The organism is Paraflavitalea sp. (assembly GCF_059502485.1).
This window is the reverse complement of sequence record NZ_JCACET010000004.1, coordinates 274,577-300,355: the sequence shown is the minus strand read 5'-3', so window position 1 is coordinate 300,355 and position 25,779 is coordinate 274,577. Positions and strand designations below refer to the sequence as shown.

Genomic DNA, 25,779 nt, shown 5'->3' with positions numbered 1-25,779 from the left:
TTAAAAGTGGCGTGTCTATGACTCACGTATAGCCACGCCACTTTTCTGTTTACCTAAACTCAAGAGCAGGGCCTTCAGATGATAAAGGCTCGTCGCTCAATCTATTATTGGATGTAGATGTAATATCCAATGTTTCGAAACCGGTATCGAATTCCGTAAAATCAATAACGCCATCATTGACATCGAGGATCCTGAACCAAGCCAACTTTTTAGGGCTGCTATTAGCAAAAGTGCCCGGAGAGCCTGCTTGTTGTGTGTAGTTGTTTACATCTTTCTCTACACTTTCAAAGATGTCAAATACCATGTAAACATTGACGAACTTCTTTACAGTAAAAGAACTGAGTGCAATGGCGAATACTACCGCCAAAATTCCCGAAAGGTTGCGTTGCATAAATAAAAAAATTAAAAGATGATAAGCCTACTCTGAACAAGGTTTTCGGCATCCCCCTTAACCGTTTTGAGGCGACACGGATAACCGCCTGTATTTAATCATAAAAGCAGAAAAACTGAGTAATAGCACTACGATGCCGAGGATAAGCTTTCGCTTATTTCCCAACTCATTAACGATACCACCAAAATCATGGGGATTATGCGGCCACTGGAAAGACACGATCATTAGTATGATCACAAATAAAGAAGACAACAATAGTCCTGCGCGTCTGCTTCGGGGAATAAACAATAACAGCGCAATAATAAATTCCAGGGATATGATCATCCAGGCAACAAGGGAAGTGTGCACAGTATAAAAAGTCAGCATATTCTTAAGACTTTGCAACTGAACACAATTACTGATCAGGCTGTGAATATAAAACACCAGCAACAAAGCTGATACGATCTCTACAATCGTATTTTTTTTCATAGAACAAGATATAATGATAAAGAGTGTTGATTTCCCGGGCTACGCAATAGCATACAGGTGACAGTTGAGAAACTGTCTATGCCCAGATTTTTACAGGTAAAATTAAAGCGGATCTATTCGGAGTCAATAGCCTGAATAGCTATTGACCGTTATACAATAGTTCAGTAAGGTCAGTATCGTAATAAAAAATGGGCGCCGGCAGCATACAAGGCCTTCCTTTTCAGAACCACCCTGGTAAACCGGTATACGGCAACCACATAACAGGCTTGTATGTTCAATGTACAGGGATAATGTTGACTAAAAGGTCCTCAATTGCAAAAAGGATTTAATCACCCATTACTCTGCAACACGGCCGGCAGCCCGGATGAATACAGCTACTTCTCATGTGCCTTGATACGATAGATTAAGACAAATAAAAAAGTTCAGAGCCCAACCTCAACATTCGAAACTTTATTACGTGCATGAACTCACACAAATATACCCACACTACTATACCCGTTGTTTTTGAATCAGCCGGATATTTTTCCATAAATGACCATCAACTCAACATATTTCCGATCTCATTATGGTCATTCGCTATCACTTCACATCCAATACAAAAATACCAGTCCCAACAAAAAGTTGTTTTAGATAGAAGAATTCATTTTTTTATAAATGACCAATAAGTCAAAAAAAATTACCTGCTGCGGAAATACTTGGGCGGATGGCCATGATATTTTTTGAAAGCAGTAGAAAAATTGGCAAAGCTCTGATAACCTGTCAGTGCCGCAATATGTTCAATTGAAGTGTCGGTTTCCAGCAATAGCTTGCTGGCCTGCTCCATGCGAATATCTAACAGGAAGCTATACAGTTTAATACCAAATAAAGTAAGGAAGCGTCTTTTTAAAGTACGGGGCGTAACGTCATACATACCGGCAAGCTGATCCAGGTCGATGGGTTTATCCATATTCGTTAACAGAAATGCTTTCACTTCATATAAGGTCTCCACTTCTTTGGTAGTAAAACGGATGATCTTCTTAAGGGGTTTGGTGGCGGTTTGGTCCAATACCATGATTAGTAACTCTTTTACGAGGGAATCATATTGTATCTTACGTAATTCGCCTGTATAAGGGCAATGGAGCAGGTCATGAATGCAACGCATCATTTCTACCGAAGCTACCTGGTTGATCTTGCAAAGCTTAGTGAAAACATGCTTGTCTGTTTTACGCAACCAATCTGCCAGATGTGGGAAATGGGCACCAAAAGCTGCCAGGTAATCACGGGAAAAGTATATCTCCAAATTGGAGTAAGATCTATCCTTGAAACTTATCTTTTCCTGTATAAAAGGCGCATACAACAAATTGAACCCACGCTCATGCATAGGTACACTACCTATTTTGGGGTCATAATAATTAAAGCTGTTATTCAGAATAAACCGGAGCTTATAAACGGGCTCCTCGCGGATGATGGTAAGGCGGTCGCCTCTTTTGATCTGGTAGCTATTGTACCACACCGAATACTGATTACCAGGTGTTTCCTGCAATAAAAGATCACCAAAAGCGCCAGAGCCGGTGATGCTGTTAGATCCAGGGATCTTATACTCCCACAGCCACGTAGGAGCGGAATCGGATAATAGGATATTACCCTCACTTTCCGAAAGGACATGGACGTTCATACTGATAGGTTTAATGGTTCGAATCCAGTTACAATTTCGGGTATACATCCAACTTTCGAGCCATTACGTATGTTTTTATTTTAGTGCAGCTCACCTGGTAAGCATTCCTTACAATCTTCGCATCACTAAGTGTTTTCCCGTATTATTTGCTAAATATTAGAAAGTATTTTACTAAAATAAAATCGATCGGTAACTTACATTCGAAAAAAAAGAATCAAATTTCTCTTTCGTTTTTTGAGCTGATAGCTTCGATTCAACCAAACATTTACTTCCCTTAGAGATCATCTGACCCGTGACCCTTTAATAAATTAATCCCTGGTAAGGCCCTGGTATACATTATTTAAACCAAATGTATGTCCACCAGTACTCTTTCCACGCCTGTTGCTCTCCAGGCAAAAGCAGACATAAAAAGCGACACGCAAGAAGCCGCGAATCTCCATGTTGTACGCAAAATGCTGTGCAAGCCAGTGACGTATGACATAGTACAGAACATCCTTTTTGCAAGACACTTCGTAACGGATCAGGCGCTGATCTCGATACGATTGTTATGTCTGTCTACCGATTTGCCGGTTATCTATAACTGGCTGCCCTGGGAATATACACGCCACCTGAAGAAAGAAGCGCACATCGGTCACTTGCTTGAAATATACAGTGGCGTTGCCGGCTCGGGCACCGCGCAATCTTTTATGGTGATGATGAATAACACAAATCTTGCGCAGGCAGATGTGTACCAGGCTACGGCCGATGACATCAGCCTACAGTATCAAGTGAGCCCGGGAGATTACAGACTGCAATTATTGATAAAACCAGAGCGACTGCTCATAGGCAACTTTTCCACCTGTGCCATCCAGACAACTTTGGATTTCCTGTTTACCTTCCAGGAAGTAAAACGGATCGTGATGCAGCTCGATGAGAATGAGTACCTGAATAGTAAAATGGAAAAAGCGGGGTTTGTATTTCATAAGAAGACAACTACACGACAAAAGACAGCACGTCTTTATATCTGCACCAGAGAAGGATACAAGAGAACAATGGGATAAACAAATCAGCTGGCATCACCATACCTTTGTACACGCGGCACAGGCATCACGCACCTGCCGCTGTGCACGCGTAATCGACTTCCTGATCCTGTTATTGGCACCTTTTACTGCAATATCGAGAGTACGATCAAGTGCTACAACGTACCAATCGCGCCACACTTCAAGGATATGTTTTTCTTTAACAGCATCTTTACCCTCTTTCACATTGGTATTGCTCAGGGCACATTCAATTTTCAGGCGCTGCAATGCATTAGCAGTAATATCTTTAATGAGGGCTATAGCCGTATTTCTTTCCGCCTGCGTAAGCAGATAAGCTGTTGCCAAAGCGCTTACGCCTACATGCTTCATTTCTTCAGCCGACACCATTTCCAGCCGGTCGCCATCTGTGTGATAAAAGACATCCGTAAAATGCCACATCAGCAAGCCGGGAATCTTTGCATTTAAAAAAGGCGTATGATCACTGCCGCCCTCAAAGGGATTGGTATTTACTACCCAACCCGTAGCTTTCGACTCCTGCAGGCAACGGTTCAACAACACATCGTTAAAATAATGTGGGAACATGTCTGCTTCTTTCATAGGCGAACCACCCCATTCGCTGTGCTTATCATTGCCTCTTGTCCAAATGGCTGAAGGATCGGGCATCTTCTCGATCAGGAAACTGCCGCCGGTTTTCGATACATCTTCACCCACCATGTCGAGACTGAGCCCCCATTTAATGCCTCGCGCACGAACAGAGTCATCACGGATATACCGGGCAGTAGAAACAATTTCATCTCCCCACAAAAAGGTGATGGTACGCTGAGGAGCCAGCTTACCTGCTTTTACCAAATTTGCCGTTACACGCGCCATCTCGGCCAATGTGCCTACTCCTGTGGCATTGTCGTTGGCGCCAGGTTCCTGCACATGTGCACTGAATACAAACCGTTCGGCAGGTTGCGTGGAGCCACGTACATTGGCTACAATGGTCAGTTCTTCAGAAGCGTATATCCTTGATTGTGTAACAACCCGTACCTGCACAGGCCCTTTGGCTAAAGCTGTTTTTAAGCGTTCGCGGGCGGCATATGATAAAAGAATACCCCATTTACGGAGCGTAGAATCGGTCTCATACTTGATTCCCTGGAACTGAATAGAGTTAACATGTTTTTGCGGCTGTGTATAACCGGGCAGGTAATAAGACAAAGCACCCAATGCGCCCTTTCCAATTGCTTTCGTATAAACGCCACCTATGCCGCCCTCCCCTAATACGATCTTGCCGGAAAGATCTTTTCCTGCCAGCTCTTTATCGGTTGCCTTTCCTACATCTATCAATTCGGCCGTGACACCACCAGCTGGCGTTGAGCCTGAATACATGGCCAGCATATTCCGGTTGGTTTTAAACGACAATAACGGTTTGTCTTCACCAACAATATATAATTGAGCATCGACCGGCTCCCAGGTGGGTCGTTGAATAGGACGCTTTTCAATTCTATAGGTAAGCGTGGCATCGGCCTCACCACCGGACTCTTTTACAAATCCGGCCTGCTGCAATATCTTCTCTACGTAGAAAATGCTTTCATTAAACCCTGTATTACCGGCCAGGCGCCATCGTTGTTCTACAAAAGCTACCGTTTGGTAAGCGTTGCCGGCAACAAATTGCTCCCGCAACAAACGAAAGAATTGCTTTTCCTGAGAAGATGCCCGTTGGGCAAATGAGCCAACAGACAAAAGGAGTAGGAACAGCAGATGGGCTGCTGCATAAGGTTTATTGGTTATTAGCATGAGCTTTGAGCCCTTGAATGGAATGGGCTAACTGCTACAAGATACGAATAGTTTAAGCGCAGTGCCACGCAGGCGATATTAAGTTTTAGGCCTCCTGGCCTATCCACACGGCACCGCCAATGCTATCGCGCCGCGAACCAGTGACAGAAGCCAACACATTGTTTTCTTCGCGCCAGCGCAAAACGCCGATGAGGCCCATAATAACAGCTTCTTTATAATCAACCAGCTTTTTATCGGGTACCACCACTTCAATATTGATTTCCTGTAACAGCGCGCTCAATCTTTCAATCAGGAAAGTATTATGAGCCCCACCACCCGTAACGAGCAACTTCGCAGGCTCACTACCCGCAGCTCGTAGTTCGCCATTGTTCGACAGACCAGCACTTAACGCATTCTTAACCTGCATGGCAATATGCTCCACGTATGTTCTGAGACTGTCTTGTATCCAGGTATCTTTAATACCGAACCGGGAGCCTGCAACAAGCGGGTAAACTACATCAGTGCCAAAGTCATTGGCCAGCGATTTTGGCCCGGGAAGACGATAATATTCCAAGGAGTTGAGCATGTTCAATACTTCCTGCTGTACCGTTCCTCCGGCAGCAATTTGTCCGCCCTCATCATAAGCTTTACCTGCTTTATTGGCCAGCATGTTGAGCACCCGGTTGGCCGGGCATACATCGAAGGCTATATAATTATTGGAAAGATTGCATGATACGTTGGCGATGCCACCTATGTTAAGGAATAAAGGATAGTCCTTCAGTAACAGTTTTTCCCCGATTGGGACAATGGGAGCGCCATTACCGCCAAGTGCCACATCCATGGCCCGCAGATCGCTCACCACGTTGATGCCCGTCGCCGCGGCAATCGCGGCACCATCTCCCAGTTGAGCCGTCATATGCTGACCCGGAACATGAAAAGTTGTGTGGCCATGCGAAGCGATCAGCTGCACCTGGTAGTCCAGGCTGTATTCTTCGATAAAGGCATTTACCAGCTGCCCGGTGTAATGCCCATAAGCCGTATGTAATAATTGATAATCCAGCGCATTCAGTGTAGTGGCCATTTTCAGTCTTTCCACCCATTCCGGACTGTAGGCATAACATTCCGTAGCCTTTACCTCGTAGCTCCAGGTCCCTGCCTGCTCATGAAATTCAACAAAAGCGATGTCCAAACCATCCAGGGAACTGCCACTCATGAGCCCAATTACACGATAAACCATAATTATTTTAGATTTCTGATTTCAGAACGTAGGTTTTAGTTTTGTCCACCAAATGTCAGGCTTCGCCATCAAAATCCAAAACTTAAAGCATGGTAATCAATTTAAGTGATCAAAGTTCCCTGATTACGCAATGGATCAGCGAGCTGCGGGATGTGCAGATACAAACCGACAGAATGCGCTTCCGCCGCAACCTGGAGCGCATTGGCGAAATAGCCGCCTACGAGATCAGCAAAGTGCTTGACTATGAAGAAAAGGAGGTCCAGACCCCCTTGGGTACCTCAGTATGTGATGTACTGAAAGAACAACCAGTACTGGCTACCATCCTGCGGGCAGGCCTCCCCCTCCACCAAGGGTTGCTCAATTACTTCGATAAGGCCGACAATGCCTTCATTTCAGCCTACCGAAAGCATAACCGTGACGGATCATTTGAAATAAGTTTAGAATATGTTTCGTGTCCGGAGCTCGAAAACCGGGTGGTGATCATTTCCGATCCCATGCTGGCAACGGGCTCTTCTCTGGTAAAAACCATTCAGTATCTGCGGGAAGAAGGCCATCCCCGGGAGATACATGTAGTGGTTGCCATAGCCTGCACCGTTGGAATAGAATATGTTCAGCGGAGTGAGCCAAATATCAAGTTATGGTGCGGCGCCATCGACGAGGAACTGACAGCCAAAGGATACATTGTGCCCGGTTTGGGGGACGCAGGCGACCTTTCGTTCGGAGTAAAGGTCCAAATGTAAAATTTACATTGACATTCGCCCATTTTGTTGTATTTTGGTACAGATTAGTAAGTACCAACTATGCGGATGAGGAATCTAAAAATACTGATGGCTGTTTGCCTGATGCTGACAACTTTTACCGTTACAGCCCAGGACCCCAATTTTTCCCAATTTTTTGTATCGCCACTCACTTTGAACCCAGCCCTCACAGGCAAGTTCAATGGTAACTTCCGCGTAGCCGGAAACTACCGGGACCAATGGCCTGCAATCAGCAATGCCTTTATTACTTCCACTGCTTCTTTCGATGCTCCTATACTACGCAACCGCATATCCGAACTGGATACATGGGGAGTAGGTGTAATGGCCATGACCGATAGAACAGCTAATGGAATCCTCACCACCAATTCTATCTCTCTTACCACCGCTTATCATAAAGGACTGGACGAAGATGGCTTGCACCAATTCGGTATCGGCTTCCAGGGCACTTATACCAACAAGCGCCTGGACGGTACTAAACTGCATTTCGAAACAGAACTGGATTCACTTGGTGGATGGACAAACTCCAGTGGAGAAGCAATCGACGACCAGGTTATCAATCTCAACTATTTCGACTTTAGCCTCGGCGCCTTGTACAATGGCTCTACCGATGGATATAACAACTTTTACCTGGGCGTTTCGGCATACCATGTCAACAAGCCACAGGAAACTTTCACCGGCATCTATTATCAGCTCAACCCACGTTTCACTGTACATGCCGGAGGCGCCATTCCCATTGGCGACCGCAGCAAAACCATCTACTTAAGCTCCCTTTTCAGCAGACAAGCAGCTGCCAACAATATCGTATTGGGTGGCGCAGCAGGATTCAACATCAATGGGGATGAAGAAAATCCTACCAGCTTCTATGCAGGTCTTTGGACACGCTTCAATAATGTCAACGATGCGGTGATCCCTTATATAGGGCTTGAGTTTGGAGGTTTCCGCTTAGGTGCCTCTTACGATGTCAATATATCCAGCCTGAAAACAGCTTCTCAAAGCCGTGGCGGAATAGAGATATCGCTTATCTACATCAACCTTCCTGTCGGCAACAAGGGTATTCCTTGTCCCCGTTTCTAATTGTTTCTATGTAAGTTGATCTTCTTCCCGCTCACATACGGATTGCCATGTATAATAAACCGGTATGGTAAAGCCGCGTCGTCACCAGCATAGTCAACGCCAATACGGGGCGTGGCCACGATGTTACTTTTCTTTACTTTGAAACCATCATCGGCAATGAACAGTTCATCACTCTGGAGGTTAAAGCCTGTATGCCGGGTGAAGATGCCCAGCGCTTTGGCCACATTGCCGGGGCCTTTGGTGAGCGTATTATCAAGCTGCTTCTTGCCGGTACGCTGTAGCATGACATCAATCCCTTCCATTGGCTCCGCCGCCCGCACCAGGATAGCATGGGGAATGCCCAGCTGGTTGGTAACGACATTGAACATCTGGTGAATGCCATAACACAGGTACACATAAGCGGTACCTCCCACACCATACATTACTTCCGTACGATTGGTACGCCGGCCGCCCCAGGCATGTGAAGCCCTGTCGCCCTCCCCTGCATATGCCTCCGTTTCCACGATACGCGCGGAAGTAACCTGCTCCTCGAAACTGGTAACGATCACCTTTCCCAACAACTCCCTGGCTATTCTGAGCACATCGATACGGTTGTAAAAATGCTGATCCAGTTTTTTCATTGATTATACAATAGATATATTTGTTAAGTTTGACTGCACAAGTCACTCCTTATCCTGTGAGTCATTGCCCATCAAGGCATTCAAATTTATAAAACTTGCTCAAAGAAATAGTAATAGCTATACAGTCCTATTCAAGGGCTCACAGGTTTATCTCCAAACACAACTTATGGAAGTGGATCATCATTCCAGGTATTCTTTACATGATCCTTTTCTTAGCGGGCATGATCTTTTTCTGGGCTTCTTCGGGATCAGCAGTTACCTATCTGAGCCATAGCCTGGGTATCGACCGTTGGCTGCACCGCCAGGAGAGCGGTATCCTCAGTTTCCTCTTTATGATGGGTGAGATCATGATACGCCTCATCCTCGTGCTCTTTTACTTTTCTCTCTTTAAATACCTTTTCCTCATTCTGGGATCGCCGCTCTTTGCCTACCTAAGTGAAAAGACTGAAGCGATCATATCCGGCAAAGAGTTTCCCTTCAGCTGGGAACAACTGCTCAAAGACATCGCACGGGGCATCAAGCTGGCTTTGCGCAATACTTTGTGGCAAACCGTATACTCCGTTTCTCTCCTCATCCTTTCTTTTTTCCCGGTAGTAGGATGGATCACACCGGTGATCGTTTTGTTTGTAGAATGCTACTATTATGGCTTTTCGATGCTGGATTACAGCTGCGAACGCCATAAACTATCCCCCTCCGAAAGCATAGAATACATCGGCAAACACAAAGGGCTGGCCATCGGCAACGGCATGGTATTTTACCTCATGCATCTGGTCCCCATCGTAGGGTGGGTGCTGGCGCCAGCCTATGCCGTTATCGCCGCCACCATCAGTTTATATTATCAGAACAAAGAAGTCTAAGCAAAATATATGACATCATCCAAGGTATATCTCATTCCGTCATTCCTCCACGAAACGGCTACACAAACTATTCCGGACTATGTGCTCACGGCCGTTAAGGAATGCCAGGTGTTCTTTGTAGAAAATGAACGCAGCGCCAGGCGGTACCTGAAAATACTTTGGAAAGAAATGGTGATCGACGATTACGAGTGGATCACGATCCATAAAGCAGAAGAAGCAGTCCGCACGCAGTTCAGAAAATCCCTGAAAGAAGGAAAGAACATTGGCATCATCAGCGAGGCAGGTTGCCCCGGCGTAGCCGATCCCGGGCAAATACTGGTAGGCGTGGCCCAAGCACTGGAAGCTACCGTGAAACCGCTCACAGGTCCCAGCGCTATTTTATTGGCATTGATGGGCAGTGGTATGAATGGACAGCAATTCCAGTTCGTAGGATACCTGCCAATCGATACAGGCCATCGTATAAAGAACCTCCGTGAGCTGGAAGCAGAATCCATCCGCAAACAATGCACACAGATCTTTATTGAAACTCCCTATCGTAATAATCAGTTGCTGGAAACATTATTCAAAGCCTGCCAGCCGACTACCCGCCTATGTATAGCAGCCGACCTGACAGCTTCAACAGAGTTTATTCAAACGAAATCAATAGAAGAGTGGAAGAAAAATCCTCCCAACTTACATAAGCGACCTACTATATTTTGCTTACTGGGGAACCCGCGATAATACTATTTACTCTTAGGACTGAGGATCGTTTCACCATTGTTGCCCCTTACTTCGTAAACGCTGTCTACAACAAACTTTTGCATTCCACGCCAAGGCAAAGCGCCAAAGTAGCTTTTATAATGCAGCTCCACATCCTTGCCTGCATTTTCCATCAGGGTTTTGGCTACTGATTCACTCACCACACTAAATTCAAATTCATTGCTCTGCACATTCACCTTAAAACCGCTTTGGATGATCTTGCCTTCATAGGTTTTGAACAGGTATCCTTTCTTTTGGAATGTATTGAGAATACCGGCCTTCGTTCCATCAGCAAAAACCCAGTAGTAGCGGAAGTAAAAGAACCCTACTACAATAAGCAGCAGACTGAGGATGATGTAGTGTTTTGGTTTCATATCTATAACCCGTATTTATCAACAAGATAAATCAATGCAGCCATATTGATAGCGCCCAGTTCCAGTTCCCGTTTGTTAACCGCCTCAAAAACATCACTACGGGCATGGTGGATATCGAAATACCGTTGCGAATCAGGTTGCAAACCTGCCAACGGAGTTTTGAATGTCCGGTTCAAAGGACCGATATCAGCGCCACCCCCGCCTTGGTTCAGTTCAAACACGCCATAGGGTGTAAACAAAGGCAACCATTGTCTAATCTTAGCCAACTGTTCATCCGACACGGTGAATCCAAACCCACGGGGCGTGAACCCGCCGGCATCACTTTCCAATGCAAAATAGTGTTGTTCTCCTTTGGCCTTCGCCTCTTCCGCATACTTTGTACCACCACGCAGGCCATTCTCTTCATTGGCAAACAACACGATCCGGATTGTACGCTTTGGCTTATATCCTATGGCTTTCAGCGCCCGTAACACTTCGATAGATTGAACGCAACCAGCACCATCATCGTGTGCTCCTTCAGCAGGGTCCCAGGAATCGAGGTGCCCGCCAATAGTAATGATCTGGTCAGGAAACTCACTGCCTTTTAATTCACCGATCACGTTGTGGCCAATCGTATCGGGCAGCATTTTAGCCAATGTTTTTAAATAAACAGTTACGTCCCTTTTATCAGTGATCAGTTGCGCTAAAATATTTGCATCCCGCAATCCAACTGCAGCAGCAGGAATCTTAGGAAAAGAATCATTGTAATTCATGCCTCCTGTATGCGGGTTATTATCGGCAGCATTACTCATAGAGCGCACCAATACAGCTACGGCGCCATACTTCGCTGCCCGGCTTGGTCCCTGGCCGCGGTACTTGCCGGCATCGGCGTAAGCCGCGAAAGTCTTTACCAGTTTATTGTTGAACTTATAATTGTAAAAAACGATCTTTCCCTTCACTTCATCCTTCCGTAGCTCCAGTTCATCGAAACTATTGATCAGGATAACCGGCGCCTTGATACCTTTAGGTCCGGTACCCACAGAATTGCCCAGGGCCAAAATGTCAAGATTGATCTTTTGAGTAGCAGCTATGTAGGCTTCATCCTTGCCACCCCGCACCCAATGAGGCACCTTGCATTCCTGCAGCCACACCTTGTCTGCCCCATCCTGTTCCAATGTCTTTTTGCCCCAAGACTCGGCTTTGTACATTCCGGCCGAACCTGACAGACGAGCCCCTACCTGCTTGGTCAACACACGCAGGTTTTCGTAAGCTCTGCCATGTTCGAGGATTTCATCGGCAATGGCCCTGATCTGGAGTGAATCCTCTTGCCGGGCCAGGGCGGGTAATGAAAAAGTGAGTAGGTACAAAACGAACATTCTGTGCATCATAGGTGTTAATTTCGGCTAAAGTTAATTCCAAACTAATTCATTTACCTTCACAACCTCAAATTTAAAGCAGGCGTATGCGTATTGGTATTGTTTGTTATCCCACGTTCGGTGGTAGTGGCGTATTGGCAACAGAATTGGGAAAAGCCCTGGCAGAGAAAGGTCATCAGATACATTTTATTACCTACCAGCAACCGGTGAGGTTGAGTGAGTTCAATGCCAATATATTCTACCACGAAGTGCGGGTGCCGCATTATCCCTTGTTCGACTACCCTCCTTATGAAACAGCTCTGGCCAGCACCATGGTGGATGTGATCGTAAACAGCAATCTCGATCTGCTGCATGTGCACTATGCTATCCCCCACGCATCGGCAGCCTACATGGCCAAAATGATCGTGGAGAAACAAGGTAAGCGCATACCCGTGATCACCACACTGCATGGTACCGACATTACGCTGGTAGGAAAGGACAAAACCTTCGCACCCGTAGTTACTTTCTCCATCAATGAAAGTGATGCTATCACAGCCGTATCGAACAACCTGCGGGATGAAACTTATAAGAACTTCCAGATCGGCAAAGAGATAGAGGTGATCAAGAACTTTGTAGATGTAAAACGGTTCAATAAAAAGCCTATCGACGCATTCCGCCGTGTGATAGCCCCCAACGGGGAAAAAATACTGCTCCACGCTTCCAACTTCAGGAAACTGAAACGGGTGCAGGACGTGGTCATGATCTTTGCGGAAACCGTGAAGCATGTGCCCAGTAAATTACTCTTCGTGGGTGATGGTCCTGAGCGGCCTGCGGCCGAAAGCCTTTGCCGCGAACTGGGTATTTGCGATGAAACCCGCTTCGTGGGAAAACAGGAACAAATGGAAGACATCCTGGCTATTGCCGATCTGTTCCTACTTACTTCCGATTATGAAAGTTTCGGTCTTGCTGCTCTTGAAGCTATGGCTGCCGGCGTACCGGTGATCTCTTCCAACGCAGGCGGTCTACCGGAGATCAATGTACATGGAGAAACAGGCTACATGGCCAACGTGGGAGATGTACACACCATGGGGCAGTATGCCATTGAACTCCTGTCCAACAACGAGAAACTGGCACAGTTTAAACAAAAAGCAGCGGCGCATGCCCGCTTGTTCGACATTGACAGGATAGTACCACAATACGAAGAATTATATAACAGATTCTTATAAACGGCTGATCCCTGACCAGCCGCAAATGCATGAAAAAACCCCGCGCGAAGCGGGGTTAATTATTATTAAGCCGACAAATGAATACGATATTAACGCCTTCTGATCCAGGGCTCCGGATCGAGGTTGCGGGAATCCAACATTAACAGGAACTCAACCTCACCATTGCCTTCATTATTGGTAGCGGCCTTTCCTACTACCTGACCTGCTTTTACCTGCTGGCCTTTGGATACACTCAGACTGGTGAGATTGCCATAAGTAGTAAAGTATTTACCATGGCGCACGATCACGGCTCCACTACCTTCTACATCAAACACAGAGATCACTTCTCCATCGAAAATTGCTTTTACAGAAGCACCACTTTCGGTTTCAATGGTAAGGCCAGGGTTATTCCCATTCACATTCAACTCAGGGATCTTATAAGGTCCAAAGTGAATTTTGATCTGTCCTTTGTCGATAGGCCAAGGCAGCTTACCACGATTCTTTTCAAAATTATCAGAGAGGGCCACTCCTTCCGGCGTAGCTTCAAATACACTCTTGGGTTTAGCCGGCGCCGTCTTAACTGGCGTAGTAGCAGCCGTAGTATTAGGATTGGGGTTGGCAGGGGCTGGGTTGGCAGCAGCTCTTTTGGCAGCAGCGGCAGCCTCTTCTTTTTCCCGGCGCTTTGCTTCAGCCTTCGCTTTTTCAGTTTCCCGGCGGATAGCCGCCATGATACCATCACGTAGCTTCTTGTCAGCCCTTTGCTTATCAGTAAGTTCCTTGTTCAACTCGCGTTCACGAGCCTTTAGTTTATTAACGATATCATCCTTCTCTTTGCGTTCTTCTACCAACACCACCTTTTCTTTTTCCTGTTCCACCAAAGCAGCGCTCTTCTGCTTTTGGGTACTTTCCAGGCCAGTGATCTTGCCTTGCAGCAATAACTGGGTATTCTTGATAGAGGTAGCCTGCTGCTCGCGGTACTGGCGGTAAGACTTCAGGTACTCGATACGTTTAAGCGCATCGTTAAAATTAGCGGCAGAGAATATAAAGTTCAGGAAATCATAATTGCTGCGGTTCTTATAAGCATACACCACGCTTTTCTCATATTGAGCCCTCAGCGTATCCAGTTCCGTCTTCAGCCGGGTAATTTCATTGCGCGACTGGCTGATATTACCCTGGATCACGTTGATCTGGTCGTTGATATTGTTGATGGCCTGCTCACGGAGGCGCAACTTTTTCTTAACGAGCGACAACTGCCCCAGGCCAGCTTTCTTATTCTTCTTGGTATCGTTCAGTGATTGCCTCAATTCATCTATTTCTTGTTGAATTTCAGCCTGTTTCTTCCTCAAGTCATCACTGGTTTGCGCCAGCACTGAACCGGAGAGAACAAAGAGCATGATACAGGAAAATAGTGTTTTGAGCATGACAGAACATTTACAGTTAAAAAAGCGGGTATACTGGCTGGCAATCCATACAGCAACGCTCGGGTATACCAAAAGATTGCATCTCTATAACGTTTATTGACGTTTATAATTTTTCGGAATGCTGAAAGGAAAGCTTAATTGTTCGTTAAAGTCGAATTGCTTGAACTGTAGCTCGATCTCCAACTTCGTTTTTTCAGACACCACGATCTTCCGGTACTTCGAGAAATTGATACCAGTTTTGATCTCATAATCCCCATATGTGATATCGCAGGTACGCGCCCGGATAACATCCACATCATCCAGCTTGCTGTGCTGGGGGGCATAATCACTCTTATTTACAGTCAACAGGTGCTTGAACAAGGTGCCTACGCTCATCAGCGACACTGTTTTATCCTCATTCTTGTAAGAAACAATATTGGTGTCGAGGTATATGGGGTTGCCGATCAGCACATCCTGGAGTTCTTTAAAAGAAAAGGGAATCTTGGTTACTTCCTGTAGATATTCGATGGAGCGCAACTGAACGATCTTGTCCAATTTATTCAACACCTTCACACTGTCTTTCGTTACCACCGCCCGGATAGCTTCGCCCAGAATAGAGTTGATGCTGATCCAGATAATGCTGTCCTTCTTCAAACGTACATTGGCGTTGAAATCAGGTTTCTTGCCATCAGCGCCTTTATATTCCACCTTCACCTTCCCGGATAAAGACTGGAAATTGGTGATCCGCTTATCGAGCACCGACTGATATACTTGCTGATAATATTGAGTAGAATCTGGCTTCTTGTCAATAACAGGCACTACTACCGTAGTGTCCTTTTTAGTAATGGCCGTCTGGATCTTCCTTGCAGAACGGCAGCTGCTGATACTAATGCCAATAACCAGAGAAGAGAATGCCAATAACCATTGATAATATCTCATAAAATAGAAATATAGAATTCAGAAACCAGGCAATAAAGGATCAGGATTTACCGGTATGGCCAAAACCTCCTGCATTGCGTTGTGTAGTGTTGAGACTAGTGACAGGCTCCCAGGCCACCTGGCCTACACTGTGCACTACCATCTGTGCAATTCGGTCGCCATGCTGGATGGTTTGCGGCTCCTGCGACAGATTAATAAGGATCACCTTCACCTCACCCCGGTAATCGGCATCGATCGTGCCGGGCGAGTTCAAACAAGTAAGCCCCTGCTTAATAGCGAGTCCGCTACGGGGCCTCACCTGCGCCTCGTATCCATCAGGCAGTTCCATGAACAAGCCGGTGGGAATCAAAGCGCGTTCCAGCGACTTCAATACGACGGGGGCCTCCAGGTTGGCACGCAGGTCCATACCAGCCGATCCTTCCGTAGTATATTCGGGTAAAGGATTGGACGATTGATTGATGATCTTTACTTGTATTTTTGACATGGCGCAAAGTTAACCGGTTTCGGCTTTCGAATTGCCGATGTTATATTAGACTACGGATTTTTGCAGCAGCACGTTGGCATAAGCAACCAAACCTTCCTCCCGCCCTACAAATCCCATTTTTTCGGTAGTAGTGGCTTTTACTGACACATCTTCTTCCGTGATCTCCAGGATACCTGCGATCACCTTGCACATGTCGCCGGAATATTTCTTGATCTTGGGAGCTTCCAGGCAAATGGAAGAATCGACATTGACCACCCGGTAATTGCGGACCTTGATCAACCCATAAGTATGTTTCAATAATAACTTACTGTCGATGCCTTTATAAGCAGGATCGGTATTGGGGAAATGGATGCCAATATCGCCAAGGGCCAGGGCACCCAGCATGGCATCACAAATAGCATGCAACAACACATCGGCATCGCTATGCCCCAACGCTCCTTTGTGATGAGGAATTTGAACACCACCAATCCACAATTCTCTGCCCTCAACCATTTGATGAAAATCTATACCGAAGCCAATACGGAACATCTTGAAAAGTAATTTGATAAAATAAAAAAGCGCCCCGGAAATCCGGAGCGCTCAAATATATTCAATAAATACCAGCTATTACTGATTGGAAGAAGAACTGCTGCTTCCACTGTCATCCAGGTCAAATACCAGACCGAAGCGCAGGGTATTAGACAATGGGTTTCTGTTTACACCAGAGCCAGAAGGCACCAGGTAAGAGAAGTTGAGACCGAATACATTGTATTTGAGACCCAGACCAACCGTGAAATATTTACGGTTGCCCTTGTTCTTATCTTCATAAAAATAACCAGCGCGTACGAAGAACTGATCATTGTAAGCATACTCAGCACCTACTGATACCTGGAACTCTCTCAACTCTTCGCTAAAGCCACCAGGTGCATCACCGAAAGAGCTGAACCAGCTACCTACTGCACCTTTATCTCTGTACTTGGTAACAAGCACCGTGTTTACGCTATCATCATAATCTGAATTACCAGTAGCGCTAAACTTAGGAGGTGTAGGCACAAGCAGCTTATGCAGGTCAAGACCAAACTGAATCTTATTGGTTTCATCAATAGCAGCCGTGTAAGTAGTACCGATGCTCAGGTTGGCAGGAATATAATCCCGTTGTGTAGCATCATTGGTGTAGCCAACTTTACCACCGAGGTTGGAAAGGGTTGCACCAAAGTTCCAGCCACTACCCGTTGCCTGTGTACCAGAGTAGAAGAAAGAAAGATCACCAGCGACCGTGCTACCAGCTTTATACGCTGTACCAGTAGAAGGAGCACCGGCAGCCAGGTTGGAATTGATATAGCGCAGTGCTATACCTATACCCATCTTATCAGACAGTTTACGGGCATAACCTACATCTACACCAAACTCACGTGGACGGCCATCGCCCCAATAGTCTCCATTGGGATTGGTGAACTGTATATTACCAAGACTGAAATACCGTACAGAGCCGGAGAAGGCCTGCAAGTCGTCCAGCTTATAATAACCAGCTAAAGCCAGCAGGTATACGTCATTTAAACCCAGGTCTTTCAACCATGGAGTGTACGTTAGACCAATACTGAAATTCTTTTCGGCAAAAGGCACTTTGGCCAGGTTCCAGAAAGCGGAATTCGCATCAGGTGAAGTGGCAACACCAAGATCACCCATGCCTCCAGCCCGTGCATCGGGAGAGATACGCAGAAAGGGAACGGCAGTCGTAACCACATTAATTGAATCCGTCTGAGCAGTCAATGAATTAAACCCCGCCATTAGCAGTAATGCAGCAGTGAGTTTAAAGGTTTTTCGTTTCATACATCTGGTAATTTGCTTGTTTTAAGGAAATTCCGCCACAGCAAATGCGATCAACATTATTAAATAATAAAAGAATTAGGTTCGGACTACGTTAGTTTTGGCAAGATAGCCTTGCTGAGGCGAATAAAACTTTCAGAGTAGAATATCAATCAATAGGCGGTTGAAATATGAGGGCCAAAAATACAAATACTAATTACAAAATAAACAATTTTTCCAACTTTTGGGCGGATTTACCGTCCGTAGTTTGAACACGTAACCTGTAAATGTACACACCACGGCCGATTTTACTGCCATATTCATCACGCCCATCCCATTCCACCTCACTCGAACGGTTGCCAGGGGAAAATATTGTACGGCGTATGGTCTTCACAAGCTTACCAGTTACGGTAAATACCTGAATATCCACGTATAACTCCTCACCCGGCCGGTTATGCTCAAACCAGAAAGTAGTGCGCGTGGTGAACGGATTTGGGTAGTTCAATACATGTTCCAGCGATAAACTTTCCTGATTCACCACCCTGAACTCAAGCGTTACCTCACTCGAATTATTAGCCGCATCCCACGCTTTAATTGTTAGTGTATGAGCTCCTTCAGCCAATCCGGGCATTTGAAAACGAACTGTTCCTTTACGGAAGTTGTCCAAATCACTCTCGTAAAATTCATTTAATATAAAGGACTGTTGCTGATTATGATCGAGGATAGCTACAAGATCATGCCCAATGCCAGTGCCCATAATATTGATGCCGGAAGAGTCGGTAAGTTTTACCAGCAAAATCGGTCTGTCATTACTGATACTACCACTGATGAACTTCTCATCATTCAGGTAAGCCCTGATATGAGGACCCTCGCGATCTGAAGTACTATCACCTGAACCACCAATGATCACATTGGTGAAAGCGCCATTTCCATCGATAGCGCCATTATCGGCATAATAACTGATCTTCCCATTACCGAACTGGTAATTAATGTCTTTAGGCACCACAAAACGGAACGAGAACAACCCATTTGTTACTTTGGCCTTGCCCTTGAAAAGGGTGTTCTTTTGTTGCGAAAACGCAACCGGCAAACTGCCCGGATCATTGGCCAGCGTGGTAACAGATTGTATTTTGTCGAACACAGTAGCATTAACCGTGCCATTGAAATCAGCCAGCACATTACCAGCGCCGTCGGCAAGATGGCCATTGATGGTATATTCATTCAGCGCCTTCAATGTGTCGGGCTGAGCTGCTACTGGCACACCATTGATTGCAGCAGTTTGCACCGAATGAACGGGAAAAGCCAGCGACATGGCAGGATCGCCCAGTAACGTGAATTTGCGATTATTGATCACGTCACTAAAAAAAGTATAAGTAGTATTCTTAGCCCGGCGCACCGCCTCTCCAAGAGAAAGATAACGACCATCAGCCTGTTTTTGCAAAGCCGTTTCTATGTAATTCTTATTCATGATCCGGTTGCTGAAAGCAAACACCAACCGGGTGGTTGTCATAAGTGCTATGGCTCCTGTCTTCTCTCTCAGCAGCAGGTTTTCACCAATAGAACTGATCAAAGGATTGTCGTAAGGAGCTACATCACAAGTAGCCGTGATAAATAGCGGCAACTTATCGGCATTGTTGAAAGTATTGATAATATCCTGGTCGAGCACCACCTCTTCTGCGAGCCTTCTGTACCCTCCATGTCCGCTATAATTCCAGATGAGCGTGCCATTGAAAAGCTGGTTGCTGATGGCAAGGTTCACATCCGGATAGCGGCTTCCACCAGCGCCACTCTCCTGCCTGAAGGCATCGAGGTATACCTTACCTGTATTGAAAACAGGCGCCACCGTAGTAGCTGATTGAGCAATGATCTCAGCATCCTGCAGGTGGAGGTTATTGTCCTCATCATCAGCCACAAAGCTCAACTCATTGCGCCATGGTCCCAGTCCCTTTGGCTGGTGATAGGCAATGACCTTATCGATGATCGACTGCGCTTCCCGTTCATTCCGGGCAGGGATGCGGCCAATGCCAATGTCCAGCAGATAGGTACCCGTCCCATTCACATCATCTCCATCATCCAGCAGGCCAAAAAAATCGTCGGAAGTATAAGTAGCCAGCGGATCGAGCGATTGAGGGCTTTCCCAAGCCGGAACAAGGTTGGTATTATTGACGATGCGTGCCTTATAATCGAACGAAGCATCTCCCAGCAGCAACAGGTATCTGGCCCGTTTCGTGGTATCGGAACCAGCACGGTCATGGTACATTTTCACAAAATCACGGATGGCAATGGGATCTGGTGAACCGGAGGCAAATTCATTGAAAACCTGTTCAGTAGTCACTACCATTACCTTGAGCTGGTGTAGCTGCTGGTGAAATTGCGCCAGCCGCTGCGCCTGGCCCAACAAAGAAGGATGAACCACTATAATATAGTCAGTCAGAACCGGGTTATGCAGGTTTTGATTGGGCACCCGGCCAACGACCGTGGGCACCAGTAATCCGTTGGTATTAAAGGAAATATACTCCCGCAGAATACTACAGTCATTTATAAAGCGTACATCGGCGCCATCGGCAATGACCGGCATATTTATAGGCGTCAGTGGGTTCGATACATCCCATACCCGCGCACTGGCCGCTACCCCATTCCTGACAATAAAATTGCCTACACTACCAGCCCCTACACTGTTCCAGTCTCGAAATGATAATTGGTTTACGCCCGCCATCGACAGGTTGCGCCGGGTGAACAGCTCAAACCAATCGAGCCAGCCCTGGGCATTGGCGCTACCGGGCGTATAATCGAATCGTACAGTAAGCTCACTTTGGGCAGGTGTAAAATTGGCTGACGATTCCACTGTCCGGGCAAACAGGTCATAAGGACCTGTAGCTACAGGCGGGATATCCATCACCAAAGCCGGTTGATTATTTACTGCCACCTGGAAACGACCTGGGGTCCCGAATGAGCGGGCCAGGCAGGAAGCCCTGATCAACCCCGGCTCGGGAGCCACTGAAGGAATAGTAACCGTAAAACTGCGCGTCTTCAGCTTTCCGGGCGCCTCAGCAAAATCTTCTCCAAACCATTGACGGCCACTACTTAACAGGTTGACCGTATCCAGTTCATAGAAATACCTGTCGGAGAAGGAAGATATATTAGTATTAGGGGCAAGCGGTGTATTGAAAGAGACGATACGCTTTCCTGTACCACCAACAGAGAGGTAATAAAAGGACTGCTCGCTGTAAACATTCTTCTGGTGAGAGAAGCGCCTGTTTATCGGGTCAGCCACCCAGCTATGGGGTCCTGGTGCATAAAAAAGCAGGTAATCATTACCATTCAGTACCCCGTCGCCCCCGTCTTCCACCCAGATAGCATTCTCGACCAAATCGTCTACCACCATGCTGCCGGCATTTTCCGGAAGCATTTGTCCGCCGTTACCAAACAGCCGGATCGAATTAGATGGCAGGGAACTTGCAGTAATGCCGAGCGCAGACAGGAAAGGGACGTCCATTTTATAGATCCCGGGGCCGGAAACAGCTATTTTATACCAATTACCAACGGACAGAGCGGATTGACCCGTATATGTTCTTTGACCGGACACAGATAATGATCCGGAAAACAGGCAGATCGCCAACAACAAGGGGAAAATGCAACTACGGCCCATTGCTTCAAAAATAGCTCATTTTTAATGTAATAAGTGTTACAGAAAAACCCTGATTACCTGAAAGTAGCTATATTCGCCCTTCCGTCCGCCCTGTGGATAAACAGCCCGGGAAACTGTACAATATTTGCTTTGAAAGCACGTTTAACTTAATTGAACCAAAGGCAAAAAGTTATCAAAATGAATCTGAAAAACCTATTTATCCTGCTCTCCTGCACTGCAGCAGTGTCTTCCTGCAAAAACGGAGGCCTTTTTGGCAAAAAGCAGGAGAAATCCGACGTTACCGGTTGGAATTACAACGACAAGAACATGGGTGGTTATCAGGTATCCCGTGAAAAAGAACAGCGCACCGGCCCCGGCCTCGTGTTTGTTCAGGGTGGTACCTTCCAGATGGGAGCAGTAGAAGAAGATGTAATGGCCGATTGGAACAACATCCCTACCCGTAAAACAGTAAACTCATTCTACATCGACCGTACAGAGGTTGCCAACATTCACTATCGTGAATACCTGTACTGGATCAACAATGTGTTTGATGCAGATGAGTACAAAGCCGTTCGCGAAGGCGCCCTGCCCGATACACTGGTATGGCGTAGCGAGTTGGGCTACAACGAGCCGATGGTGGAATACTACTTCCGTCACCCTTCTTATAACTACTATCCTGTAGTAGGTGTAAGCTGGAGGCAGGCACACGATTTCTGTCTTTGGCGTTCAGACAGGGTAAACGAAAAAGCCCTGCTGGATAAAGGATTTGTCAACAAGAATACCTTCAAAAACATACAAGGACAAGGTGCCGAGTCATTCAATACCAAAGCGTATTTGTTAGGACTTACTACACCTACACCGGGTAACGGCGTACGTTCTAAAAAGAATCCGCTGAAGAACCCGAACGGTACGCCGCGTACCAACGTAACTTTTGAAGATGGTATCCTGTTACCCAGCTACCGTCTGCCTACAGAAGCTGAGTGGGAATACGCAGCACTGGCCCTCGTAGGTCAAAACCCTTCACCCAGCAAAAAAGAAGGCAAGCGTGGTGAAGAGTTGATCACCAACAAACAGGTATATTCCTGGAGCCAGAACGTAAACGGCTTGCGTGATAACCGCCGCGGCAGCTGGCAAGGTACTTTCCTCGCCAACTTCAAACGTGGTAATGGTGATAACATGGGTGTGGCCGGTGGTCTGAACGACCGTGCGGTATACACTGCCCCTGTCACTTCTTTCTTCCCGAATTCCTTTGGTTTATATAACATGGCCGGTAATGTGAATGAGTGGGTAGAAGACGTTTACCGTCCTTTATCTTCTGTCGATCAGGATGACGTTGCCCCTTTCCGCGGTAACAACTATCAGAACGACTTCAAGAATAAAGACGGCGAATTTGAGAAAGATAGCCTTGGTCGTGTAAAGAGAGTATATGTAACGGATGAAGAAAGCAAGAATCGCCGTAACTATCAAAAAGGTAATGTAATCAACTACCTCGATGGTGACTCACTGGTAAGCGGTGTAACATATGGTACTACCGATATTGCTGAGAACCTGAAGAACGGTGGTCGTGGATACGGTTTCACTACCCTGATCAGCGATAAATCACGCGTGATCAAAGGTGGTAGCTGGAACGACCGTCCTTACTACCTGTCACCCGGTACTCGCCGCTTCCTGGAAGAAGATCAAGGTAGCAGCACCGTAGGTTTCCGTTGCGCGATGGACCGCGTAGGTAGCCCTGAAGGTAACGGCCGTAAAACCGGTATCGATTACCCACAAAGAAGACAGAATACCAGAAAGAGATAACTTTCAAATAAATTTCCTAAGGAGCCATTCGATAACATCGGATGGCTTTTTTTATACATTTGCTTTATGACGATTGAGCAACTCTACAAAATATACCAGCAATACCCTTCAGTACAAACCGATACCCGCACCTTAAAAGACGGAGATATATTCTTCGCCTTGAAAGGACCTAATTTCAATGCCAACCAGTTTGCAGAAAAAGCACTGGCAGCTGGTGCAGCTTATGCAGTAGTAGACGAAGCTCCTGCCACACCAAACGACAGGATCATTGTAGTAGACGATGTACTGCACACACTACAGCAACTGGCCAAATATCATCGTCAGCAACTCAACATACCTTTCGTAGCCATTACAGGCAGCAACGGCAAGACCACCACCAAAGAGCTCGTGTATACCGTACTGGCTACCACCTATAAAACTTATACGACCCAAGGCAACCTCAATAACCACATTGGTGTGCCGCTCACCATCCTGCGTGTGAAGCCAGATGCCCAAATAGCTGTGATAGAAATGGGCGCCAATCACCAGAAAGAAATAGCCTCCTATTGCGAATACACCTTACCAACACACGGCATCATCACCAATGCCGGTAAAGCTCACCTTGAAGGCTTTGGTGGCGTGGAAGGTGTGCGTAAAGGCAAAGGAGAGTTGTATGATTACCTACGGGCGAACAAAGGAATCGCTTTCGTTATGTGGGATTACGATTACCTGCATGACATGAGCAAGGGTATACCCACGATCATAAAATATGGAACAGCAAATGCCGATGTTACCGGCCAGCTTATAAAGAGCGAACCATTTCTTGAAGTAAATATTACATCGGACACTCCCCTCATTATACAAACACAACTGGTAGGCGCTTATAACCTGCCTAATGTATTGGTCGCTGTTACAGTAGGTAAACATTTCAACGTTGCTGACAATCAGATAAAGAAAGCTATTGAGAGCTACGCGCCCTCCAACAGCCGTTCCCAACTCATTGAAAAAGGAGATAACAAGTTTATCCTCGATGCTTACAATGCCAACCCCAGCAGCATGAAGGCTGCCATCGAAAACTTTGCCGCCATCCAGGCCAGCAACAAAGTATTGATGCTTGGCGCTATGGCCGAGTTGGGTCCCGAAAGCTTGCAAGAACACCAACAGATCGTCAACCTTATACAGCAATATCCCTGGCAATCTGTGGTGTTGGTGGGAGGAGACTTCATGAAGATCGATCACTCATTCATCAGGAAAGAAAATGCACTGCAGGCAGGGGAATGGTTCCGCGAGCAAGCCTTCCACAATACTTTCTTCCTCATCAAAGGATCACGCAGTATGCAAATGGAGAAGGTGCTAAGCTAACGCACAGGTATTCTTTGCGTCTGCCGGTTAATTACCTATACCACCATTGCGCTCGAAGTTGGAAATCAGTTGCAGCTGAGAGAGCTGTTCGATCATCTGTTGCCTGAACGCTTCTTTCTCCTGCAGCAAAGCATTCCGCCATTCTCTTAAGGCTACTTTTTCATTTTCAGGCAAAGAAACTGTTTCGTTTTCAGGCAAGAACGAGAGTGCAATACAGATATCATTGAAGTCACCCAGCATGGTCGCTGTGTCATTTAATCGTTTCTCGCTACGCCAGGCAGATACGGGAAAAGAGATGCCCCAGTCTTTATCAAAAATGCGGATGTTGTAAATAATGTCCTTCAACTGCTTGCGTACAGTGTGTAGCTCTTTGTCCTTTTCGAGCGCCAGTAAGATAAACTGAACAGACGCCACCTTGCGGTGAATGAATTTACGTATCGCTACATCATCGAGGTGGCCAGGCAATTCATCAGTAATGTTACCGATTGCCTTACCAGTCTTTAGGTTTTCAATCGCTTTTACCAATGCTTCTTTGGACTTGAATAAACGCTGCTGTAAATATTGCTGATAATGAGAAAGGGAGACGTTTTCCTGTTCGGCCCGCGCTTGCACTTTGGGTAAGAATAGTTGCAGATCGCGCACACGACCGGCGGCTTGATACACGGCTTTAATGGCAGGAGACATGTCGAGGTGCCGTGCGCCAGCATCCATTTGAACCAGGCGAATAAAAGCGCGGAGCTTCTTATACTCTACCCGCAGCTCATGGATCGTTTCAGGCTCAAAAGAACCAGGAAGCTGACCGCCGTATTTCTTAATACGCTGTCCATGCTTTTTAATCACGTCCGCGAGGTAGGTTCTCTTCATACAGCAAGTTTCCTATAAGGTACGAAATTTAAAAACATCGTGCCTTATAGG

General features: G+C 46.3%; 23 protein-coding genes. 8 read left to right on the top strand and 15 right to left on the bottom strand.

Translation table 11 applies throughout. The features are described from left to right. Window positions 1-49: 49 nt before the first annotated feature. From AC5JBY_RS01280 to AC5JBY_RS01270, 3 genes are all read right to left on the bottom strand, one after another. The gene (locus AC5JBY_RS01280; RefSeq protein ID WP_495902725.1) at window positions 50-391 is read right to left on the bottom strand and encodes a hypothetical protein; all 342 of its coding nucleotides are present in this window, start codon (window positions 389-391) and stop codon (window positions 50-52) included. A 57-nt stretch (window positions 392-448) separates the two neighbouring features. Continuing rightward, a complete protein-coding gene (locus tag AC5JBY_RS01275) occupies window positions 449-859 on the bottom strand; it encodes a MauE/DoxX family redox-associated membrane protein (protein WP_495902724.1) in 411 nt (136 codons plus the stop codon). 676 nt (window positions 860-1,535) lie between these two features. Next, a complete protein-coding gene (locus AC5JBY_RS01270) occupies window positions 1,536-2,513 on the bottom strand; it encodes a helix-turn-helix transcriptional regulator (RefSeq protein ID WP_495902723.1) in 978 nt (325 codons plus the stop codon). Window positions 2,514-2,866: 353 nt separating this feature from the next. On the opposite strand from AC5JBY_RS01270, the gene AC5JBY_RS01265 reads away from it, so the two are divergent. Beyond that, window positions 2,867-3,553, top strand: coding sequence for a GNAT family N-acetyltransferase (locus tag AC5JBY_RS01265; RefSeq protein ID WP_495902722.1), 687 nt, complete (start codon window positions 2,867-2,869; stop codon window positions 3,551-3,553). 15 nt (window positions 3,554-3,568) lie between these two features. Here the strand turns inward: AC5JBY_RS01265 and AC5JBY_RS01260 are convergent, their stop codons facing one another. Both AC5JBY_RS01260 and AC5JBY_RS01255 read right to left on the bottom strand, forming a co-directional pair. Continuing rightward, window positions 3,569-5,311 (bottom strand): M28 family peptidase, encoded by a 1,743-nt coding sequence (locus tag AC5JBY_RS01260; protein WP_495902721.1) that lies wholly within the window; start codon window positions 5,309-5,311, stop codon window positions 3,569-3,571. Between the two features lie 85 nt (window positions 5,312-5,396). Next, window positions 5,397-6,527: an anhydro-N-acetylmuramic acid kinase gene (locus AC5JBY_RS01255; RefSeq protein ID WP_495902720.1), complete on the bottom strand. Its 1,131-nt coding sequence runs from the start codon at window positions 6,525-6,527 to the stop codon at window positions 5,397-5,399. A gap of 89 nt (window positions 6,528-6,616) precedes the next feature. Here AC5JBY_RS01255 and upp point away from each other — a divergent pair, with 89 nt between their 5' ends. Both upp and AC5JBY_RS01245 read left to right on the top strand, forming a co-directional pair. Then, entirely contained in the window at window positions 6,617-7,267 is a 651-nt protein-coding gene (gene upp / locus AC5JBY_RS01250) for a uracil phosphoribosyltransferase (RefSeq protein ID WP_495902719.1), read from the top strand. A 66-nt stretch (window positions 7,268-7,333) separates the two neighbouring features. Further along, window positions 7,334-8,359, top strand: coding sequence for a PorP/SprF family type IX secretion system membrane protein (locus tag AC5JBY_RS01245; protein ID WP_495902718.1), 1,026 nt, complete (start codon window positions 7,334-7,336; stop codon window positions 8,357-8,359). On the opposite strand, the gene AC5JBY_RS01240 is transcribed toward AC5JBY_RS01245, so the two are convergent. Next, window positions 8,356-8,979 carry a DNA-3-methyladenine glycosylase gene (locus tag AC5JBY_RS01240; RefSeq protein ID WP_495902717.1) on the bottom strand — a complete coding sequence of 208 codons (624 nt, stop codon included), beginning with the start codon at window positions 8,977-8,979 and terminating at the stop codon, window positions 8,356-8,358. The genes AC5JBY_RS01245 and AC5JBY_RS01240 overlap by 4 nt on opposite strands. A gap of 95 nt (window positions 8,980-9,074) precedes the next feature. Between AC5JBY_RS01240 and AC5JBY_RS01235 the strand changes: the two genes are divergently transcribed. Continuing rightward, on the top strand, window positions 9,075-9,836 hold the full coding sequence (locus AC5JBY_RS01235; RefSeq protein WP_495902716.1) for an EI24 domain-containing protein: 762 nt from the start codon (window positions 9,075-9,077) through the stop codon (window positions 9,834-9,836). A gap of 9 nt (window positions 9,837-9,845) precedes the next feature. Beyond that, complete coding sequence (locus tag AC5JBY_RS01230; protein WP_495902715.1) at window positions 9,846-10,556, top strand: SAM-dependent methyltransferase; 711 nt, start codon at window positions 9,846-9,848, stop codon at window positions 10,554-10,556. A gap of 2 nt (window positions 10,557-10,558) precedes the next feature. Here AC5JBY_RS01230 and AC5JBY_RS01225 read toward each other — a convergent pair whose 3' ends face one another. Together AC5JBY_RS01225 and AC5JBY_RS01220 are read right to left on the bottom strand one after the other, a co-directional pair. Next, window positions 10,559-10,948, bottom strand: coding sequence for a hypothetical protein (locus tag AC5JBY_RS01225; RefSeq protein WP_495902714.1), 390 nt, complete (start codon window positions 10,946-10,948; stop codon window positions 10,559-10,561). Between the two features lie 2 nt (window positions 10,949-10,950). Continuing rightward, window positions 10,951-12,315: a M20/M25/M40 family metallo-hydrolase gene (locus AC5JBY_RS01220; RefSeq protein ID WP_495902713.1), complete on the bottom strand. Its 1,365-nt coding sequence runs from the start codon at window positions 12,313-12,315 to the stop codon at window positions 10,951-10,953. Between the two features lie 74 nt (window positions 12,316-12,389). Between AC5JBY_RS01220 and bshA the strand changes: the two genes are divergently transcribed. After that, on the top strand, window positions 12,390-13,508 hold the full coding sequence (gene bshA, locus AC5JBY_RS01215; RefSeq protein ID WP_495902712.1) for an N-acetyl-alpha-D-glucosaminyl L-malate synthase BshA: 1,119 nt from the start codon (window positions 12,390-12,392) through the stop codon (window positions 13,506-13,508). Window positions 13,509-13,597: 89 nt separating this feature from the next. Here the strand turns inward: bshA and AC5JBY_RS01210 are convergent, their stop codons facing one another. From AC5JBY_RS01210 to porU, 6 genes are all read right to left on the bottom strand, one after another. After that, the gene (locus AC5JBY_RS01210) at window positions 13,598-14,908 is read right to left on the bottom strand and encodes a murein hydrolase activator EnvC family protein (protein ID WP_495902711.1); all 1,311 of its coding nucleotides are present in this window, start codon (window positions 14,906-14,908) and stop codon (window positions 13,598-13,600) included. Between the two features lie 93 nt (window positions 14,909-15,001). Next, window positions 15,002-15,826, bottom strand: a complete 825-nt coding sequence (lolB1, locus tag AC5JBY_RS01205) for a lipoprotein insertase outer membrane protein LolB1 (protein ID WP_495902710.1) — start codon at window positions 15,824-15,826, stop codon at window positions 15,002-15,004. Window positions 15,827-15,866: 40 nt separating this feature from the next. Then, a complete protein-coding gene (dut, locus tag AC5JBY_RS01200) occupies window positions 15,867-16,310 on the bottom strand; it encodes a dUTP diphosphatase (protein ID WP_495902709.1) in 444 nt (147 codons plus the stop codon). A 45-nt stretch (window positions 16,311-16,355) separates the two neighbouring features. After that, on the bottom strand, window positions 16,356-16,838 hold the full coding sequence (gene ispF / locus AC5JBY_RS01195; protein ID WP_495902708.1) for a 2-C-methyl-D-erythritol 2,4-cyclodiphosphate synthase: 483 nt from the start codon (window positions 16,836-16,838) through the stop codon (window positions 16,356-16,358). Between the two features lie 78 nt (window positions 16,839-16,916). Next, complete coding sequence (gene porV / locus AC5JBY_RS01190) at window positions 16,917-18,119, bottom strand: type IX secretion system outer membrane channel protein PorV (protein ID WP_495902707.1); 1,203 nt, start codon at window positions 18,117-18,119, stop codon at window positions 16,917-16,919. A 193-nt stretch (window positions 18,120-18,312) separates the two neighbouring features. After that, window positions 18,313-21,744 (bottom strand): type IX secretion system sortase PorU, encoded by a 3,432-nt coding sequence (gene porU, locus AC5JBY_RS01185; RefSeq protein WP_495902706.1) that lies wholly within the window; start codon window positions 21,742-21,744, stop codon window positions 18,313-18,315. 177 nt (window positions 21,745-21,921) lie between these two features. Here porU and AC5JBY_RS01180 point away from each other — a divergent pair, with 177 nt between their 5' ends. Together AC5JBY_RS01180 and AC5JBY_RS01175 are read left to right on the top strand one after the other, a co-directional pair. After that, complete coding sequence (locus AC5JBY_RS01180) at window positions 21,922-23,523, top strand: SUMF1/EgtB/PvdO family nonheme iron enzyme (protein WP_495902705.1); 1,602 nt, start codon at window positions 21,922-21,924, stop codon at window positions 23,521-23,523. A gap of 66 nt (window positions 23,524-23,589) precedes the next feature. Next, on the top strand, window positions 23,590-24,864 hold the full coding sequence (locus AC5JBY_RS01175) for a UDP-N-acetylmuramoyl-tripeptide--D-alanyl-D-alanine ligase (RefSeq protein ID WP_495902704.1): 1,275 nt from the start codon (window positions 23,590-23,592) through the stop codon (window positions 24,862-24,864). A gap of 27 nt (window positions 24,865-24,891) precedes the next feature. Here AC5JBY_RS01175 and AC5JBY_RS01170 read toward each other — a convergent pair whose 3' ends face one another. After that, window positions 24,892-25,728, bottom strand: a complete 837-nt coding sequence (locus AC5JBY_RS01170; RefSeq protein WP_495902703.1) for a CHAD domain-containing protein — start codon at window positions 25,726-25,728, stop codon at window positions 24,892-24,894. Between the last annotated feature and the right edge of the window lie 51 nt (window positions 25,729-25,779).